The organism is Flavobacterium sp. SLB02 (genome assembly GCF_009664855.1).
GTDB lineage: Bacteria > Bacteroidota > Bacteroidia > Flavobacteriales > Flavobacteriaceae > Flavobacterium.
The window spans coordinates 3,492,496-3,513,130 of sequence record NZ_CP045928.1; the positions used below are offsets into that span (position 1 = coordinate 3,492,496).

Annotated in this window: 16 protein-coding genes; 7 read left to right on the forward strand and 9 right to left on the reverse strand. The window is 34.5% G+C overall.

Annotated features, from left to right (window positions below):
* Positions 1 to 57: 57 nt before the first annotated feature.
* From GIY83_RS12500 to GIY83_RS12525, 6 genes are all read left to right on the forward strand, one after another.
* Positions 58 to 630 carry a pentapeptide repeat-containing protein gene (locus GIY83_RS12500; RefSeq protein ID WP_208681592.1) on the forward strand — a complete coding sequence of 191 codons (573 nt, stop codon included), beginning with the start codon at positions 58 to 60 and terminating at the stop codon, positions 628 to 630.
* Between the two features lie 90 nt (positions 631 to 720).
* Positions 721 to 1,296, forward strand: coding sequence for a DUF1572 family protein (locus tag GIY83_RS12505; RefSeq protein ID WP_208681595.1), 576 nt, complete (start codon positions 721 to 723; stop codon positions 1,294 to 1,296).
* Positions 1,297 to 1,572: 276 nt separating this feature from the next.
* The gene (locus GIY83_RS12510; protein WP_208681598.1) at positions 1,573 to 1,944 is read left to right on the forward strand and encodes a DNA topoisomerase IV; all 372 of its coding nucleotides are present in this window, start codon (positions 1,573 to 1,575) and stop codon (positions 1,942 to 1,944) included.
* A gap of 24 nt (positions 1,945 to 1,968) precedes the next feature.
* Positions 1,969 to 2,742: a TerC family protein gene (locus tag GIY83_RS12515; RefSeq protein ID WP_208681600.1), complete on the forward strand. Its 774-nt coding sequence runs from the start codon at positions 1,969 to 1,971 to the stop codon at positions 2,740 to 2,742.
* Between the two features lie 202 nt (positions 2,743 to 2,944).
* Positions 2,945 to 4,861 (forward strand): DUF294 nucleotidyltransferase-like domain-containing protein, encoded by a 1,917-nt coding sequence (locus GIY83_RS12520; protein ID WP_208681608.1) that lies wholly within the window; start codon positions 2,945 to 2,947, stop codon positions 4,859 to 4,861.
* A gap of 2 nt (positions 4,862 to 4,863) precedes the next feature.
* Entirely contained in the window at positions 4,864 to 5,490 is a 627-nt protein-coding gene (locus GIY83_RS12525) for a PolC-type DNA polymerase III (RefSeq protein WP_208681610.1), read from the forward strand.
* 275 nt (positions 5,491 to 5,765) lie between these two features.
* On the opposite strand, the gene GIY83_RS12530 is transcribed toward GIY83_RS12525, so the two are convergent.
* From GIY83_RS12530 to ychF, 9 genes are all read right to left on the reverse strand, one after another.
* Positions 5,766 to 8,489 carry a DNA gyrase/topoisomerase IV subunit A gene (locus tag GIY83_RS12530; protein WP_194615456.1) on the reverse strand — a complete coding sequence of 908 codons (2,724 nt, stop codon included), beginning with the start codon at positions 8,487 to 8,489 and terminating at the stop codon, positions 5,766 to 5,768.
* Positions 8,490 to 8,525: 36 nt separating this feature from the next.
* A complete protein-coding gene (locus GIY83_RS12535) occupies positions 8,526 to 9,143 on the reverse strand; it encodes a hypothetical protein (RefSeq protein ID WP_208681612.1) in 618 nt (205 codons plus the stop codon).
* Between the two features lie 146 nt (positions 9,144 to 9,289).
* Entirely contained in the window at positions 9,290 to 11,161 is a 1,872-nt protein-coding gene (locus GIY83_RS12540; RefSeq protein ID WP_194615454.1) for a DNA topoisomerase IV subunit B, read from the reverse strand.
* A 162-nt stretch (positions 11,162 to 11,323) separates the two neighbouring features.
* On the reverse strand, positions 11,324 to 12,499 hold the full coding sequence (gene pncB, locus GIY83_RS12545) for a nicotinate phosphoribosyltransferase (protein ID WP_194615597.1): 1,176 nt from the start codon (positions 12,497 to 12,499) through the stop codon (positions 11,324 to 11,326).
* Between the two features lie 120 nt (positions 12,500 to 12,619).
* On the reverse strand, positions 12,620 to 13,600 hold the full coding sequence (locus GIY83_RS12550) for a transglutaminase domain-containing protein (protein WP_208681614.1): 981 nt from the start codon (positions 13,598 to 13,600) through the stop codon (positions 12,620 to 12,622).
* Between the two features lie 3 nt (positions 13,601 to 13,603).
* A complete protein-coding gene (locus GIY83_RS12555; protein ID WP_194615452.1) occupies positions 13,604 to 14,128 on the reverse strand; it encodes an NADPH-dependent FMN reductase in 525 nt (174 codons plus the stop codon).
* The gene (locus GIY83_RS12560; RefSeq protein WP_208681616.1) at positions 14,125 to 15,084 is read right to left on the reverse strand and encodes a YihY/virulence factor BrkB family protein; all 960 of its coding nucleotides are present in this window, start codon (positions 15,082 to 15,084) and stop codon (positions 14,125 to 14,127) included. Before GIY83_RS12560 ends, GIY83_RS12555 begins: the two co-directional genes overlap by 4 nt.
* Positions 15,085 to 15,472: 388 nt before the next feature.
* Positions 15,473 to 16,150 (reverse strand): TIGR02117 family protein, encoded by a 678-nt coding sequence (locus GIY83_RS12565; RefSeq protein WP_208681619.1) that lies wholly within the window; start codon positions 16,148 to 16,150, stop codon positions 15,473 to 15,475.
* A gap of 302 nt (positions 16,151 to 16,452) precedes the next feature.
* Entirely contained in the window at positions 16,453 to 17,547 is a 1,095-nt protein-coding gene (ychF, locus tag GIY83_RS12570) for a redox-regulated ATPase YchF (protein ID WP_053473683.1), read from the reverse strand.
* A 316-nt stretch (positions 17,548 to 17,863) separates the two neighbouring features.
* Here ychF and GIY83_RS12575 point away from each other — a divergent pair, with 316 nt between their 5' ends.
* Positions 17,864 to 20,599: a TonB-dependent receptor gene (locus tag GIY83_RS12575; RefSeq protein WP_194615449.1), complete on the forward strand. Its 2,736-nt coding sequence runs from the start codon at positions 17,864 to 17,866 to the stop codon at positions 20,597 to 20,599.
* The last annotated feature ends 36 nt before the right edge of the window (positions 20,600 to 20,635 follow it).

A 20,635-nucleotide genomic window follows, 5' to 3' on the forward strand; every position in this document is an offset into this window, starting at 1 on the left:
GTCGGGTTTAAACCATTCTTTAAATTAAAAAATTTCACCTTTTATCCCATACAAAAAATGGAAAGTCTAATTCACATTCAGAAAACCTTCGAGAAAGTCGTTTATATTGACAAAAAAATCAACAATCGGGAGTTTGAAGATTGTGTTTTTAAAAACTGTGATTTTTCTAACAGCAATTTTGCTTACAATACTTTTTTAGACTGCGAATTTATCGATTGCAATTTGTCGATGACCAGTTTATTTGGGACGAATTTAAAAAATGTGAGTTTTAAAAATTGCAAGCTATTAGGAATTGCTTTTAACGAATGTGACGATTTTTTATTCCAGGTTTATTTTGAAGAAAGCACGTTAGATTACGCCATTTTTTCGAATAAAAAAATGCCTAAAACCAAGTTTATAAATTGCTCTGTTCGCGAGGTAACTTTTATAGGAACCAACCTGACGAGTTCGGTTTTTGATAATTGCAATTTAGAAGGAGCCATTTTTAATGATACCCAATTGGCAGCAGTAAATTTTAAAACAGCATACAATTACAAAATCGATCCGGAATTTAACCCAATGAGAAAAGCTCAGTTTTCTAATGATGGAATTGTGGGACTTTTAGATAAATACGACATTAAGATTGTTTAAATTTAACAACGCCACGAATTGCACGAATTTGCACTAATTATTTTTAAACTTACAAATCAGTAAAATTAGTGGACGAAAATCAAATTAATCATGGAAGCAACTGAATCTTATTTAGAAAGCGTTAAAAAGCAATTTCTTTATTATAAAATGCTGGGCGAAAAAGCAATTGGGCAATTAGAACCTCATCAGCTTTTTGTTGCGGTAAATGAAGATACAAACAGTATTGCCACTATAATCAAACATATTTCGGGTAATATGTTGTCGCGCTGGAAAGACTTTTTAACTTCTGATGGTGAAAAAGAATGGCGTAACCGTGACGCCGAATTCGAAAATGATCTGCAGTCTAAAGAAGAAGTGCTTACTGTTTGGAACAAAGGCTGGGATTGTTTCCTGAATACCTTAAACGAACTAAAACCGGAACAGCTCTCGGATATCATTTATATCCGTAATGAAGGTCACACGGTTATCGAAGCTATAAATCGCCAACTGGCACATTATCCTTATCACGTTGGGCAAATCGTTTTTTATGCCAAACAACTAAAAAATAGCCAATGGGATAGTTTATCGATCCCAAAAAATAAATCGGGAAATTATAATGCCGAAAAGTTTGCCAAGGAAAAAGAAATCAAGAACTTTACAGATGATGAACTAAAGCGATTTAAATGATCGAATATCATGCTCAGTTAGGAGGATTTTGGTACTGGATTTTAATTAAATTCGGCAGAACAATATTATCTGATGAACAAGCTGATAAAAACAGAAGACGGAATTTATTTTTTCTCTGTTTTATAAATATCTTTTTTGCATCAATTGTAACAGTATTTCTAATTTATCCGATATATTTCTAGCCCTGATGGAAGCGACATCCTTTTGTGGCGGGGTTCGCCACAAAAGATATAGCGGACAGCAGGAAACAGCTCCTAAAAAAACAAATTATTTAAAATGAAAAAAATAGTATTCTTACTTCCGTTACTTGCCTTAGTATCTTGTTATGATGCCGAACACAATTGCAAAGATTTTAAAAACGGAAAATTCAAATTTGAGTTTGACGTAAATGGCGTAAAAAAAACAACGATTTTTGAGCGTAAAGACGGTATCGAAATCGAAACTTTTGAAGGAAAAACAGATACCTCAACAGTACGCTGGGTAAGTGATTGCGAATATATTTTGCAAAAGAAACACCCAAAAAATATGGCTGAAGAGAAAGCAATCAATATGAAGATTTTAACGACTTCTAAAAATTCTTATACTTTTGAGTTTGGAATGGTAGGTTCTGATCAGAAACAACGCGGAACTGTTATAAAATTGGATTAAGTAATTTAATAAAACTTTTTTAGAATGGAAGTATTTTTGAATCCTGATGCCTGGATTGCCTTATTGACACTGACTTTTCTTGAAATTGTTTTAGGAATTGATAATATTATTTTTATCTCGATTGTAACGGGTAAATTACCCGAAGAAGATCGAAAAAAAGCAACGCGAATTGGTTTGTTCTTAGCCATGTTTATGCGTATTGCTTTGCTAATGGGAATCTCGTATCTGATTGCTATGAAAGCCACCATCTTTAGTATTCACTGGGGTTGGTTTGAAGGTGATTTTACAGGTCAGGCCTTGATTTTATTTATTGGAGGTTTGTTTTTAATTTATAAAAGTACCAAAGAGATTAGCGAAAAAGTAGACCATAAAGGCGATGAAGAAAAGAGTATTGGCACCGCAGCAAAAAAATCTTTCTCAAATGTTATTGTACAGATTTTATTGATTGATTTGATTTTTTCTGTCGATTCTATTTTAACCGCTGTTGGTATGACAAATGGTGTTCATGGCGCTTTGACAATTATGATTACTGCGGTTATTATTTCAGTTTTGGTTATGATGCTGTTTGCGGTTCCGGTTGGAAATTTCGTTAATAAAAATCCTTCTATTCAAATATTAGGGCTTTCGTTTTTAATACTAATTGGTTTTATGCTAATTACCGAAAGTATGCATTTATCGAATGCTGCGCTTGCCGGTGAACACATTGGGGCGGTTCCTAAAGGGTATTTGTATTTTGCCATTTCATTTTCGCTGGCTGTTGAATTTATCAATATGAAAGTCCGAAAGAAACAATCATAAGTCATAATTTAAAAAGTTCCATTAGTGGAACTTTTTTTATATCAGCATTTAGCAAACAGTAACTCGCTTATTACATCTTATAAAACACGAAGAATAAACAAAACTTCGTGCCTTTGTGACTTTGTGGCAAAACCAAAAAAGTTTAAGCGTGTTTCTTTTACATTTCTATTTTAAGTATTACATTAGAACCTAAATCTTACGCATGAAAAATACCATTTCGCATAGAGTTGCCGACTTTTTAAAGGGCTTTCCTCCTTTTAGCTTTTTGCACCAAAAGGATTTAGAGAAATTATCCGAACAAATTTCTATTGTTTATAAAGATAAAGATGCTGTAATTTTTGCAGAAAACGAAGAAACTCACGATTCCTTTTACGTGGTACACAAAGGCGCTGTTGCGCTTAAAAAAAGCCAAAAGAACACTGTTTTAGACATGTGCGATGAAGGAGATATTTTTGGCTTGCGTCCGCTTTTGGCACAGGAAAATTATATTATGGAAGCCGTAGCGCATGAAGAGACGATATTATACGCCATTCCTATTGCTGTTTTTAAACCTTATGCACTTGAGAACAGAACTGTTGGTAATTTCCTGATCGAAAGCTACGCATCCAACACCCGAAATCCGTATTCAGATATCCATAAAGATAAATTGTATGGTGATGATTTACTGCACGACAATAATTCTGAAAGAGATTCCTTTGATTTACAACCTATCAAATATTCGAAAAAAATTGTTACCTGCGGACCATCAACCACTGCCAGGGATATTGCAAAAATCATGACGAAGAAAAAAGTCGGAGCCATCTTAATCGTTGATGAAATGTTGCCAATAGGGATTATTACCGATAAAGATTTGCGTAACAAGATCGTGACGGGAGATTATTCGATCCTGACGACTGCAGAAACCATAATGACCAAACCTGTTATTACCTATCCTAAAAAAATGACAGTGACAGAGGCTCAAATGGCGATGATGAAAAGTAACATCAGTTATTTATGTTTAACCAAAGACGGCACAACAAATACCAAAGCGGTTGGCATATTATCGAAACATGATGTAATGGTAGCTCTGGGAAATAATCCTGCTGTCTTAATAAAAGCGCTTAAAAGAGCTAAAAAGGCAAAGGAAATAAAACCTATCAGGGCACGAATCATGCAGTTGCTTCAGGGATATCTGGATCAGAACATTCCAATGACTCTGATTTCTAAAATTATTACAGAGCTTAATGAAGCTTGTACGACACGTGTTATCGAAATTTCATTAGAAAAAATGAGCAGTCCGCCTCCGGTAAAATTTGCCTGGCTCGCTCTGGGAAGCCAAGGACGAAGCGAGCAAATGCTGCATACCGATCAGGATAATGCGATTGTATATGAAAATGTTTCCGAGGTTTTTAAAGACGAAACCAGAATCTACTTCTTAAAATTTGCCACTCTTGTTAATAAAGGTCTTTTTGAAATTGGCTATGATTATTGTCCTGCCGAAATGATGGCCTCAAACCCTAAATGGTGTATGAGTCTTGATGAATGGAAAAATCAGGTATACCACTGGATTACCAATCCGGGGAAAAATGAAGTTTTATTGTCGTTTATCTTTTTCGATTACAGCTTGACCTATGGAGATGCAGCGATTGTGGATGAATTATCAGAATCTATTTTTGAAAATGTAAAAGCAAATCCTATTTTTTATGTTCACCTGGTTAGTGGTGCATTGCAAAGTCCGTCGCCAACAGGCTTTTTTAGACAATTTCTGGTAGAACAGGACGGAGCCAATAAAGACCATTTTGATATCAAAAGAAGGGCTTTGATGCCACTTACAGATGCTGCCAGGGTTTTGATTTTATCCCATTCGGTTAAATCGATCAGCAATACAGCAGAACGTTTTGAAAAACTGGCCGAGTTAGAACCCAATAACAGAGAACTATATTTATCGTGTTCGTATTCGTTTAAAGCTTTATTAAAATTCAGAACCAAACAAGGTCTTTTGCATCATGATTCCGGACAATTTATTGCATTGGAATCGTTATCTAAAATGGAAAAAATCAAGCTGAAAAGAACTTTTAAAACCATCAAAGAACTTCAGGAATTGATTTCGGTACGTTTTAATGTTTCAAATCTGGTATAACTATGAGTTTATTTAATTTTTGGAAAAAGGAAGAAGATCTCTTTGATGAAAATATTTCGATAGAAGAAACCCGATTTGTCGTTTTAGATACCGAAACTACGGGTTTTGATTATGACAATGATCGAATATTATGTATTGGTGCATTGATTTTACAAAACGGAACAATTGCTATTCAGGATAGTTTTGAGGTTTATATCCAACAGGATCATTATGATAAATCGACAGCTCAGATTCACGGTATTTTAAAAGCTTTCGTGATCCAACGTCCTACTGAATTAGAAGCTTTGCAACAATTTCTGGCTTTTTTAGGCGATTCGATTATTATTGCGCATCACGCTGTTTTTGATGTTACGATGATCAATAAAGCCTTAGAACGAAACGGATTACCTCATTTAACTAATCAACGCTTAGATACTGCTATTTTATACAAAAAAACACTAATCAAGTCTCATTTATTCGAGCGAAAAGATCATTATACTTTAGACGATCTGGCAGATAAATTTGATATTTCTAAAAAAGACCGTCACACCGCTTTGGGTGATGCGTATATTACAGCAATTGCTTTTTTGAAAATTGTAAAAAAACTAAAAGAGAAAAAACATATTAATTTGAATGGTTTATTTATATAAAAAGCCTGATTTTAGAATCAGGCTTGTTTTTAGAAATTAATCTTCTATAAATAGTGGGTATGGGAATACGTTTGAAGACTTATTTTTTAAAAGCTTCATAAAATTCTCACATAAGTAATCCCACTCAATGGCGATACCATGACTGTTATTATTGAAAATGAAGAGGTAAAAATGGATCAAGGAAGAAATCATTGCAAATGTTCTGGAGAACTAAACTGATACAATTTATTATATAAAAAACGCCAAGATAAATCTTAGCGTTTTCTGTTTTTATATTAGTCTAAAACTAACCCTATTTGGCCATCATCATCTAATTCTGTTTCAACCGAATCGTCATCGTCTAATTCTGGTCTTTCAGGAACTTCTTCAACGGGTTCTTCATAAGGTAATGGATCCAATAAATTAACTTGTTTTAGCTTATCAGTTGTCAGTTGATTTCCTAATGCTTTAAAGCCTTTTACAGCAATAAAATCTTCGACATCGATATGTAAATCTTCTTTCTGAACTCCTTTTACTTTTGCAAATATCAATTGTGCTACCGGACGATAGTCTGTCGATACAATTTCTAATTGCGAATTTGGATGATCCGTTATAAAACTTTCTTCTTTTCCTTCATTTTCTACAAGGAAACGTTTAAGATAGTAACGTTCTTTTTCTCCATCATAATAAATCGCCGAAATTGGTTTTTTAGGATTAAATTTCTCCAAAACAATCATGTCTTCCTCAAAATGAGTTGACAACTCTGGAATAATGACTTTTAATTTACCTGCCTGACTAATTACTAAGATTTTATCACTTGGTTTAAACTCACCTAACAATTCACCCCTGGCATCGACATTCAATCGTTTAACCGTGTCATCAAACCAAACTTTTCTTGGCAATAAAGTAGAAATTCCTTTTTCTTTTAGCTCGATTTTTTTAATTGGATATTTTGTTACCAAATTTCCTTTTGAAGCCCTGCCTTTAATGGCGAGCTTAGCAAAATCAATATCGAATTTCAGTTTTTTGATTGTTCCCACCTGACGCAATAAAATTGTTACAACCTCAGCTTCTCCATTCGGATTATGTGAAAAATAAACAACCTGAGAACCATTCGTTCCATTTGTTAAATCGTAAGCTTTATCTCTGGTAACACCCGAAACATTAAAACGTTTTATATACGAAGGACCGGATTTACCATCACGATACATCATATTATAAATGGTACGTTTATCACTCTTATCAAAAACAGCAACATGAATAATATCTTTTCCGATAAAAGTTTTGGCATCAACTTTTGTTACCATCAATGTTCCGTCTCTTAAAAATACAATAACATCATCAATATCAGAACAATCACCTACGTACTCGTCTTTTTTAAGGCTGGTTCCAACGAAACCTTCTTCGCGGTTTACATATAATTTCGTGTTACGTAAAACCACTTTTGTAGCCTCAACGTTATCAAAAACACGAAGTTCTGTCTGACGTTCGCGGCCTTTTCCGTATTTTTCTTTTAATTTGGCGAAGTATGCAATAGCAAAATCAGTAAGATTTTCTAAATTATGCTCTACCTCTTTCATCTCGTCTTCTAACTTCGCGATAAAGTCATCTGCTTTATCAGAGTCAAAACGGGTAATACGAATCATCGGGATTTGAGTCAAACGCTGCAAATCATCATCGTTGATTTCTCTGACGAATGATTTTTTGAAAGGCTCGAATCTATCGTACAAATATTTGTAAAGAGATTCTCTATCAGAATATAATTTGAAATCAATGTACATTTCTTCACGAATGAAGATTTTTTCTAAAGTAGAAAAATGCCATTTATTTTTTAATTCCTCTAACTGAATTTCTAATTCCTGACGCAATAAATCAACCGTTCTGTGTGTCGAAATTTTCAACATTTCAGAAACTCCAATAAACAAAGGTTTATTGTCTTCAATCACACAACCTAAAGGCGCTACAGAAGTTTCACATGCCGTAAAAGCAAACAAAGCATCGATTGTTTTGTCCGGAGAAACACCCGGGAAAAGGTGAATTAAAATCTCAACATCTGCAGCTGTATTGTCTTCGATTTTCTTGATTTTGATTTTACCTTTATCATTGGCTTTCAAAATACTATCAATCAAAGTCGTTGTATTGGTCGAAAATGGGATTTGCGTAATCACCAAGGTGTTCTTGTCTAATTGCGCAATTTTAGCACGTACACGTACACGTCCGCCACGAAGTCCGTCATTATAATTGGACACATCGGCAATACCTTGTGTCATAAAATCAGGATATAATGTAAAGGCCTTACCTTTTAAAATCTTGATCGAAGCATCAATTAGTTCATTGAAGTTATGAGGCAGAACTTTAGTCGAAAGACCAACTGCAATACCTTCTGCTCCTTGCGCCAAAAGTAACGGAAACTTTACCGGAAGATTGTTGGGTTCTGCACGACGACCATCGTATGAAACTCCCCAATCGGTAATTTTTGGAGAATACAAAACCTCTAAAGCAAATTTAGATAAACGTGCCTCGATATAACGAGAAGCCGCTGCTCCATCGCCTGTTAATATATTTCCCCAGTTTCCCTGGCAGTCAATTAATAAATCTTTCTGACCAATTTGTACCATAGCATCACCAATACTCGCATCTCCGTGTGGATGATACTGCATGGTGTGACCTACAACATTGGCAACTTTATTATAACGACCGTCATCCAACTCTTTCAAAGAGTGCATAATACGACGCTGAACCGGTTTAAAACCATCTTCAATCGCCGGAACTGCACGTTCCAGAATTACGTATGAAGCATAATCCAGGAACCAGTCTTTGTACATACCCGTTACTTTGGTAATAACGTCTTCTCCTTCTTCTTCCTGATTTTCGTAAAAATGCTGTCCTTCAAAATTCTTAGCATTTACACTAATAATTTCCTCAGAATCATCTCCGTCCTGATTGTCATCAAACTGGTGTTCTTCAGAATTATTCTCGTCGTCGTTTGGAATGATGTTATCGTCTTCTTCGTCTTTCATTTTTTATGCTGAATTTATTTTCAGTATTAATAAATTTTAATTTTTTATAAACCCTTTATGTTTTAGAAAATCATATTCTTTATTTTCCTCAGTATCATCTTCATCCCCCTCACGTACAAAAAGTTTAATCCCGTATTTCCTAAATAATGTCTCCATATCAGAATAACAATATTTCTGAAATTCATCTAAATTATCAGAATTTCTTCCAGCGGCACAGGCTATACAAAACTCGCTGTAACCAATAATACGGTTTTTATGATCTCTAAATAAAATCATATGTCGAGGTTTGTAACAATCTGCAGGAGTTTCACCAGTACTGCAGGTATCAGATAGCATTAAATTCAAAAGTTCTTTTTCCTGAATTTTATTCAAAACAACTCTTTCTTGTATCATTAAGCTATCAAAAGTCAATCTGTAATTATCGACCAGCTTTTTACTAAATGGATACTTTCCATTAACTTTTATAATATCCCAAACCATTCTATTGTAATAAGATACTAATTCAATTTTAGAAAATCTCTTTAATGGAAAATCTCTTTTTTTGATTATTCTGCTTAATGAGTTTACAGCTTCAATTCTCTGAAAATCTTTTGCTTTTTCATTTTTACATGAAATAAAAAATAAGAATGCAATCAAAAATAGTATTCTCTTCATATCGCAATTTCATTTCTAATTACAAAGAATAAATTTCCTCAACACTAGTGACCAAATTCAAATTCTAAAATCCGCAACACTGTCGCGGAATTTTGTATCTTAAAAACCCCAGTCAGTGACTGAGGTTTCTATATTTATTTTAATTCTTAAACCTCAGCTTCAACAGCATCCAATTCTACCTTCAAATTTTTGATGATAAATTCTTGTCTATCCGGCGTATTTTTTCCCATATAAAATGACAATAATTGCTCAATCGAAGTGTTTTTATCCATCATAATTGGGTCAAGTCGAATCGTTTCTCCAATGAAGTTTTTGAACTCATCTGGCGAAATCTCTCCCAAACCTTTAAATCGGGTGATTTCCGGTTTTGGTTTTAATTTTTCGATCGCATCTTTTCTTTCTTCATCAGAATAACAATAGATGGTTTCTTTTTTATTTCGAACCCTGAAAAGAGGCGTTTGCAAAATATATAAATGTCCTTCCTTGATTAATTCAGGAAAGAATTGCAAAAAGAAAGTAATCAATAACAAACGAATGTGCATACCATCGACATCGGCATCGGTTGCGATTACAATGTTGTTGTAACGCAATTTTTCCAATCCGTCTTCGATATCTAACGCTGCTTGCAATAAGTTGAATTCTTCGTTCTCATATACAATCTTTTTAGTCATTCCGTACGAATTCAAAGGCTTACCACGTAAACTAAATACTGCCTGAGTATTTACGTCACGTGACTTTGTAATCGATCCTGAAGCCGAATCTCCCTCGGTAATAAAAAGCGTACTTTCTAAGTTTCTTGGGTTTTTGGTATCAGGAAGATGCGCACGGCAATCTCTTAATTTTTTATTGTGAAGATTGGCTTTCTTAGCACGATCTGTAGCCAATTTTCTAATTCCTGATAATTCTTTACGCTCACGTTCAGCCTGCAAAATTTTACGTAATAAAGCTTCTGCTGTTGGAGGATTTTTATGTAAATAATTGTCTAATTTGGTTTTAATAAAATCATTTACAAAAGTACGAACCGATACCGGCGGTGTTCCGTCATCAGACCCCATATCCATAGAACCTAATTTGGTTTTGGTCTGAGATTCAAAAACAGGTTCCATTACCTTGATGCTGATTGCACTCACTATCGATTTACGAACATCAGATGCTTCGAAGTTTTTGTTGTAAAACTCACGAATGGTTTTTACAATTGCTTCTCTGTAAGCCGCTAAATGCGTTCCTCCCTGTGTTGTATTCTGTCCGTTGACAAAGGAGTGATATTCTTCGCTATATTGCGTTTTACTGTGCGTTAAAGCAATCTCAATATCATGCTCTTTCAGGTGAATAATTGGATATTCAAGATCTTCTTCGCTGATTGTTTCTTCTAATAAATCACGAAGACCATTTTCTGAAAGGTATTTTTCGCCGTTGAATATAATAGTCAAACCATTGTTTAGGTAACAATAGTTCTTCACCATTTTGATTACATATTCTAAACGGAATTTATAGTTTTTGAAGATCGATTCATCCGGAGTAAAGGTTACTTTTGTTCCTTTTCGTTTTGTTGTATCAATTACATCTTCTTCAAGAATCAGATTTCCTGCTGAAAATTCGGCAGCTTTTTGTTTATCATCACGAACAGATTCTACACGAAAAGCACTCGAAAGTGCATTCACTGCTTTTGTTCCGACACCATTTAAACCTACCGATTTCTGGAAAGCTTTAGAATCGTACTTTCCTCCGGTATTCATTTTCGAAACTACATCGACTACTTTTCCTAACGGAATTCCACGTCCGTAATCACGAACCGAAACCGTTTTATCCCTGATAGTCACCTCAATAGTTTTCCCCGACCCCATCACGAACTCATCGATACAGTTGTCTAAAACCTCTTTTAAAAGAATATAAATACCATCATCAGGTGAAGAACCATCTCCTAATTTCCCGATATACATTCCGGGACGCATACGAATATGTTCTTTCCAATCGAGTGATCGAATATTATCTTCGGTATATTGATTTTGCTCTAGCATAAAGTGAATTGGATTTTTGGCTAATGTACCATTTATAGTCAAAAAATGAAAGCGTATTTCTTTTTTGTTATGATTAATAACAGCTTTGAATTCTATTTAAATTGATTTTAAAATAATACGGCCGATAAAAATATAAAAAATCAGCTTTTAAACAAAAAAACACTATTTGATTCCTAAAACCTGCTTCGCTAAAGCAATCATTTCAGGTGTTCCCGTATTTTTATTTTTTTCATCAGAAAGTTTTACGACACCCTGCCAATGTGTATTGTCCAGCTTAACTTCCGTTAATTTTATAACCATATTCATAGGAGGCAAACCTACATCATTGGTAAAATTGGTCCCAATACCAAATGACATTTTTATTTTGTCTTTACAAAAATCGGTTATGAGTTTTACCTTGTCATAATTTAAGGAATCCGAAAAAACAATTACTTTCGATTTTGGGTCAATTCCCATTTTGGTATAATGCGAAATTACTTTTTGCGCAAACTCAATTGGGTCTCCACTATCGTGACGGACTCCATCAAAAAGTTTGGAGTATTTTTTGTCAAATTGTTCAAAGAAAACATCTGTTGTATAGGTATCTGTCAGGGCAATCCCGAGATCACCACCATAAACCTGTGTCCAATGTTCAAGGCTTATAAAATTGGCCATTTTAAAACCAAACTGGGCAGCATGAAACATAAACCATTCGTGCGCATGAGTACCTAAAGGACGTATGTTATTCACCATTGCAAAATGCACATTACTGGTGCCGATAAAACTTTGCGAACCAAAAGTTTGTAATGTATCATTGATCAAAACATGCACATTGTAAGAATGACGACGTCGGGTACCAAATTCTAAAATCGAAACTCCTAAAGTATTATAATTATCGATTTTATCTCTGGTCAGCTTTTTTATTGCATCATCGTTTAAACGAATTAAATGATTTGACTTATAAAAAAGTTCCGAAATTAAGGCCATCAAAGGCACTTCCCATAAAATAGTACGATACCAAAATCCTTCAATCGTAACTTTTATGTCTGAGCCTTCCTGAGTAATATGGACTTCTGAGGGATCATAAGTATATCCCTGTAAAAAGTCTAAATAAGTAGGGTCCAGATAGGGACAAAATTTAGACAAATATTTCTTTTCGTCCTTAGTCAATCGCAAATCGGCCATTGCAACTACTGATTTTCGAAGTAAATCAGCAAAACCGGGAGGAAAAATATGCTTTCCTCTGTTTATAAAACCGTAACGCACTTTTGCCTTTGGAAAAAGTTTTATTACAGCATGTTGCATCGTAAATTTATAGAAATCATTATCTAGAATTGATTTCAGGAAAGTTGTCTCCATACTCATAATCACATTTTAACAGCTCGATTGACTGTTATCATTAAATCTCATATCTTTCCGGCTAAGATACGGCAATTCGCTAAAACAAGAAAATTCTTTAAATAAACCTCTCAAATATATTTATTTCCTGATGACTTTAAAAGAAACAATACTAAAGGTATCCAAATAAATAGTAATATAATCTCCTATATTTTTGTCATAGGTGATTTGAAATTCTAAACCACCACGTTTTTCTTTAGAGTTCTGAATTTTCACGGGTTGATTCTTTTTATTTAAATAAAAAACGACATTTGATTTTGAAACGTTTTTAATTTCAATCGTAATTTTATCGCCATATTTGGCCTTAATTATCCCAGAATCCGGCGATTTAATTTTATAATCTCCTGCAATTGTTTTATTATAAATTAAAGGGTCGTTAAGAAATTCTTCTTTATTTAATTTATTGCCCAGATAAGAACCTGAATCGGGAAAATGCTTGGCAAAAAAATAGTCCTGATCTGTGTCAAAATAAATTGGATCAAAATCATTTACCATTCTGCCTTTACTGCTGTCATAATATCCCTGACCCCAGGTAACATCTATCAATCGCCACTTTTTATCAATTAAAACCGTATTCCAGGCATGATTTGAAGAAGTGTTTTTCCGGCCGATATCTGCTAATCTTGTTTTTGAATCTCCTCTAATTATTTCAGATTTTAATCCCACTAACCCAGCCAAATGCTGAAACAAGGCTGTAAAGCCTTCGCAAACTGCTTTTTGAGAATCAAACGTTTTTTGAATCAGTTTATCATTGATTTGTTTAATCTTCCTTTGTTTCTCGGCTTCTGTAGAATAGCTAAAACCCTGCGTTCTTTGTGGTTTCAAAAAAGAAGCATAATCGTATTTTACATTTAGAGCAATCCAGGTATAAATAGCCCGTGCTTTATCTCCATCCGAACTAAAATCTTCCCGAATTTTCTGGGCGAGATCTTCTGTAGAATTAAAATGCTTGGGATATTTTACAATTGTCCTGTCAACATCACTATACTTTTGAGCGTATGAATAATGCAGGAAAAGAAAATTAAGGAAAAGAAATATAACGGTAATCTTTTTTATGGTCATCGATTAAAAACTAGACTTTATTATGTCTTTTAATTCTTTATCTAACTCTGCATTTGAGATTTTATTTTGCTCTAAATCAAAATTAGCATTAAAGGCGGGTAATGAAAATGTAGCTTTAATTTCAGCCCCATATCTTGGTAAAGCATTACGTCCTATTTCTAAAACCGAAGCACCGCCTCTTGTTCCAGGCGAAGTTGCCATTAACAGCATTGGCTTTTTCTGAAAAACATCTTTCGTAATTCGGGAAGACCAATCGAATATATTTTTAAATGCCGTAGAATAATTATTATTATTTTCTGCCAGAGAAACTACTAAAATATCTGCAGCAGTAAGTTTAGCTAAAAATGCTTTTGCAATTTCATGCTGCCCTACTTCTTTTTCGAGATCAACGCTAAATAATGGCATTGCAAAATCGTTTAAATCCAAAACTTCAACCTCGGCATTTTCGAACAAACCTGCAGCATAAGTTGCTAAATGTTTGTTGATAGAATGCTGACTGTTACTTCCTCCAAAGGCTATTATTTTCATGGTTTATCTTTTAATAATTTGTCATCTATTGGTGCTTTTTTCGATTTATCAATTTCGTAAATCTCTTTTGCTATTTCTACCGAGTACTCATTTGGGTAAATTTTTCCTCCGTAAGATTTTGCATATACTTTCGTAAATTCTGCTCCAAAATACAGAATAATTGCCGAATAATATACCCAAACTAAAATAATAATTACTGAACCGGCAGCACCATAAACAGAAGCAACGGTTGAACTGCCTAAATAAAAACCTATTGCAAATTTACCGATCATAAAAAGTACTGCTGTAACTACTGATCCTATAAAAGCATCTTTCCATCTTATTTTCCCATCAGGTAATGTTCTGAAAATAATGGCAAAAAGAATCGTAATACTGGCAAGTACAATTATTATATTGACAACATAAAATAAATATACAGTGCTTTCCGGGAAATATATCTTTAAACGGGCACTAACTAAATCTAATGTCGTATTTACTAAAAGACTAACCAGCATTAAAAAACCTACTGATGCAATCATCGAAAATGACATTAATCTGTTTTGTATAAATTTCTTTACGCCTTTATCTGGTTTTGCTCTTAATCCCCAAATAAAATTAATTGAACTTTGTATTTCAGCAAAAACTCCTGATGCCCCAATTAACAACATTATGATTCCAAAGGTGGTTGCAAAAACATTGTTTCCGGATAATTGAACATTTTTTATCGCTTCCTGAATCTGGATTGCTGCACCATTTCCTACCATGCCATTAATTTGTCCATATAGCTGACCAGTTACAGCATCTTCGCCAAAGAAAAAACCACAAATGGTAATAATGATAATTAATAAAGGAGGTAATGCAAAAATGGTATAGTAAGATAGTGCTGCGCTAAGTTTAATAGCGTTATCATCATTAAATTCTAAAAAAGCGTTCTTTACCAGAAACCATGATTTTGAAAAGATATTTTTGATTTTCATTTTGCTGATTTTTTGAGATACTCTCAAATTTACGCCATTATCGAAAAATTGAATTCTCGCTTTTTTGGTGAATTTTACATTTTTTCCATGTCGAATTTAAGTAAAATGGCACGCGGATCAAACTGATTCGCTAAAGCGAAAACGCAGATTACACGGATTTTTTTTATTTCAATTTCCATAATAAAACCAAATCCTTTTTTTTCAGGAGCTAATCCCGCACACGAGCCTGAAAGTGCAAACTGGCAAAGCAATCCCTTTCAAACGAAGTTCACTGAACGCCGAAATAAAATAAAAATCAAGTAAAGTAATCTTTTATGGCTCCAGATAGCTATTGGGACGCTGCGTCGAAATGACATAAAATGAGAAAAACTTGCTCCCTACACGAGATTTACTTATAATGGCAAAAAATCCCTTTATCATAAACCGTCCATAAACTTGCTTTTTGATTGGCTGCTTTTAGCGCACAATTTGCCCAGGTATTGCAGGTATAAAACAAACTATAACTTCCTTTGGCTTCGTAAAAAGCATCTTTCTTCCCGTAGCTATAACCTTCAATCCATTGTGGGTGATTTGGATCCAGGAAACTTTCTGAAATAAAAGCCACTAGTTTTTGATAGTTTTCTTTTGAAACCAGAATGCGTTTACAATCTTCACCTTCTTTTAATTGTTTGAAAAATGTAGTATGCATGGCCGAAGAGCTTACTCCGAATGCTGCTTTTAGAGCTGTACTAGCTTTTAAGTCTGACCATTCGGGCGTGTGCAGATAAAAACCTTTATCTCCCCAACCAAAAGCGATATATTCCATCAAACTGTCTTTTGATTTTGTTTGGCTAAACTGAATTTCTTGTCGCCAATCTTTAATGTCATTTACAATTGGAACTACAATATCTGTATGCACTCCGTTTGAGAGAATATAAATAGGCACTGCATCTTTTTCCTCTACTAGTGCAACGTCTGAATTGACTGTGATTTTAGAAATCAGATAGACTGAAATGAGGTATAAAACAAGAAAAGTAATGATTCCGAGAATGGTCCAGCCTAGAAATTTGAAAGTTGATTTTAGCATTTTGATTGGTTTGTTTTTAAATTAGTTATTGGTTAATTTTTCTCTAACCAATTTTTGAGCCAAAAAAATAATCGCACGCGGATTATGCGGATTCGCTTACGCGAAAGCGCGGATTTACACGGATTTTTTTTATGCTTTGTTTTTTTGTTTCTCGCAGATTGAGCAGATTTTATTCTCATGTATTGTACTGGCTTCGACTTCGCTCAGCCTGACAACAGTCAGCTTTAAGCATAAAAAAACTGCTGAATCTCTTCAGCAGTTTAGTCTATTCTCTATATTCTCTATTCTTTATTCTCTAGAAATTACACGTTGAAACGGAAGTGCATTACATCTCCATCTTTTACCACATATTCTTTTCCTTCAACTTTGAATTTTCCTGCTTCTTTTGCTTTTGCTTCTGAACCGTACTGAACGTAATCTTCGTATGAAATCACCTCTGCACGAATGAATCCTTTTTCGAAATCAGTATGAATAACTCCGGCTGCTTGTGGCGCTGTAGCTCCAATATTGATGGTCCAGGCACGAACTTCTTTTACACCTGCCGTAAAATACGTTTGTTGTTTTAATAATTTGTAAGCAGCACGAATTAAAACTGATGCTCCCGGCTCTGTTAATCCCATGTCTTCAAGGAAAACCTGACGCTCTTCATAACTTTCGAGTTCTGTAATATCAGCCTCTGCTCCTACTGAAAGTATAATTACTTCAGCATCTTCGTCTTTTACTAATTCACGAACCTGATCTACATATTTGTTTCCGTTTACTGCTGAGTTTTCGTCAACATTACAAACATATAAAACCGGTTTTGCAGTAATTAATTGAAAAGATTCCATTAGAACTTCTTCGTCATTACCTTGAGGTGTAATAGTACGAGCTGATTTAGCTTGTAATAATGCTTCTCTGATTCTGTCTAAAAGTGCTTTTTCAGTTTGCGCTTCTTTGTTTCCGGTTTTAGCGGCACGGTTTACTTTTTCTAAACGTTTTTCAACTGTTTCTAAATCTTTTAACTGTAACTCGATATCAATCGTTTCTTTGTCACGAATTGGGTTTACGTTTCCGTCAACATGTACGATGTTATCATTATCAAAACAACGCAAAACGTGAATAATAGCATTACACTCTCTAATGTTTCCTAAAAATTGGTTTCCAAGACCTTCACCTTTACTCGCCCCTTTTACCAAACCTGCAATATCAACAATATCTACTGTTGCCATTTGTACACGCTCTGGTTTTACCAATTCTTCTAACTTGTTGATTCTTGGATCCGGAACGTTTACAACACCAATATTAGGTTCGATTGTACAAAACGGAAAGTTGGCACTTTGCGCTTTTGCATTAGATAAACAATTAAATAATGTTGATTTTCCAACATTTGGTAATCCTACAATTCCTGCTTTCATCTGTTGTTTCTATTTATTTTTATTAGATCCTGATTCTCTCAGGTCTTTATCATTTAGCTTCTACCTTAATATATAGATGGTTACTTTAATGACGTATAATTTATGTATTGATTTTTTATTTCTGCCGAAATGATATTTTTTGGCTTTAAAATTTTGCAAATATAAGATTTAATAGCTCGTAAGTGAAGTAAAAATGACGATTAATGTATTTTAAAACACCTTCTTTAAAATAATTAAACTTTTTATTAATATTTTGTTAAAAAATAGTAATTTTATCAAAGATCAAAATCAAACAATAAACCAAACTCACAAAACCATGAAAAAGATTGCATTATTTTTATTCCTACTAAATACGATGTTTCTTTTTGCACAAAAAGAAATTTCAGGTGTTGTAAAAGACAAATCCGGCGCGCCTTTACCAGGTGTTAATGTTCTTGAAAAAGGAACTGCAAACGGCGTATCTACTGATTTTGAAGGAAGTTATCGTATAAAAGTCAAAGAAGGAGCTACATTAATTTTTAGTTATGTTGGCTATTCTTCCATCGAAAAAAAAGTTACCGGTGACAAAATAGAGATTATTTTAGACGAAAGCGGCGGCCAAATCTTGAGCGATGTCGTAGTTGTTGGTTCGAGAAACGCGAAAAGAACGGTTGTAAATTCGGCTGTTCCTATTGATGTTATTAATGTAAAAGATGTTACGACGCAAAGCGGAAAACTGGAAATTAATGAATTATTACAATATGTTGCGCCTTCGTTTAATGCCAATAAACAATCCGGTTCTGACGGAGCAGATCACGTCGACCCGGCTTCTTTAAGAGGAATGGGACCTGATCAGACGCTGGTTTTAATTAACGGAAAAAGAAGACATCAATCGTCATTGATTAATTTATTTGGAACTCGCGGACGCGGAAATACAGGAACTGATTTGAATGCTATTCCTGCTGCCTCTATTAAGCGAATTGAGATTTTAAGAGATGGTGCAGCGGCGCAATACGGTTCTGATGCCATTGCAGGAGTTATCAATATTGTGACTAATGACAATATAAACGAATTTACCGGAGCCATTACTTACGGTGCGTTTAATACAGATGCAAAAGGAGACTTTCCCGAAGGTACTGCCAACACAAAAGATTTTAGATTAGACAAAAAAGGAAACGGAAACTCATTTGGGAAAAACCAAAATTTTGACGGAGGATCGCTAAAAGTGTCTGCCAATTATGGTACTGCAATAGGATCTAAAGGAGGCTATGTGAATGTTACCGGAGAATTTTTGAATAAAAACAAAACATTACGCCCTGGTTTTGATTTTAGAAAAGGTTTTGGTGAAGCTGAAATTCAGGGTGTGAATTTATTTGTAAATCTTGCTATTCCTATTTCTGACAAGACACAATTTTATGCATTTGGAGGAAGCAATTTCAGAGATACAGATGCTTACGCTTTTACCAGAAATGACGGAGAAAGAGTCGTAGAATCTATTTATCCGGGCGGATATACACCTAGAATTACCTCAAAAATAAATGACAATTCGATTGCAGCAGGAATTAGAACAGAAACTTCAGGTGGCTGGAAATGGGATCTTAGTAATACTTTAGGAAAGAACAAATTCCACTATGATATAAAAGGAACCATCAATGCTTCTCTTGAAGATAAATCGCCAAGAGAATTTGATGCCGGCGGACACAGCTTACTTCAAAACACTACTAATTTAGATGTTTCAAAAAATTACGGTGATATTCTTGGCGGATTAAATATTGCTTTTGGAACTGAATTTAGAGTAGAAAAATTTGAAATTTTTGCAGGAGAAGAAGGTTCATACGCTACTTATGACACAAATGGAGTACCTATTACAGACCCAACAACTCAAAGTGCTCCTACGGTTCCAAATCCTGATTATGATCCTACAGATCCTACTTCCTCACCAACGATCCCAAGACCTGGTGGTTCTCAGGGTTTCCCGGGATATAGCCCCTTAAACGAAGTAAACAAAAGCCGTACTAACTTTTCTTTATACGCAGATGCTGAACTAGATGTTACCCAGGCGTGGATGGTGAGCGGTGCTGTTCGTTATGAAAATTATAGTGATTTTGGAAGTACGGTAAACGGAAAATTTGCTTCGAGACTTAAAATTACAGATCATATTAACTTAAGAGGTTCTGTAAGCACAGGATTTCGTGCTCCGTCATTAGCTCAGATTTATTACAATTTACGCTTTACCAATTTTAGCTCTGCCGGTGCAACCGAAGTTTTGCTGGCTCCAAATGATAGCGAAATTACCAGAGCTTTTGGGATTCAGAAATTAAACGAAGAAAAAGCTTTAAACGCTTCTTTGGGTTTTACAGCTAACTTTGGCGATTTTACTGCAACTGTAGATGGTTATTTAATTAATGTAAAAGACAGAATTGTATTAACGGGTTATTTTGATGCATCGGCTTTGCCTGGCAATGTAGATAAAGCGCAGTTTTTTGTAAATGGCGTTGATACAAAAACAACAGGACTTGATGTTGTTTTAGCATGGAAAAAAACAATAAACGAGAATAGATTTGGTGCAACTCTTGTTGGAAACATCAATGATATGAAAATCGACAAAGTAAAAAATGGTACTTTAGATGAAAAAACATTCTTTGGTGAACGTGACAAAGCTTTTTTACTGGCTTCTGCTCCACCAAATAAATTTGGTTTAAACCTTAATTACGGAAGAAAATGGTTTGATGCAGGTTTGGCTTTTACCAGATTTAGTGAAGTAAAATTACTGGATTATCAAATGGATGAAGATCCTGAAGATTACAGAACGTCTCCAACCGAAACTGATGCTCAGGTTTTTGCCAACCAAAAGAAAGCTGCTACAGATACGTACGGGGCAAAAATTGTAACCGACTTAACTTTAGGATTTAAAGTTTCAAAATCTACCAAAATTAGTATTGGAGCCAATAACTTATTAAATATCTATCCTGACCAGCAAGACGACTGGGTTGAAGCCGGAGGATATTGGGATGCTGTACAAATGGGTTTCAACGGAGCTTATTACTATGCAAGACTTGGGTTTAATTTTTAATTTAAAGAAAAACCATTGACATAATCTGACCATAAA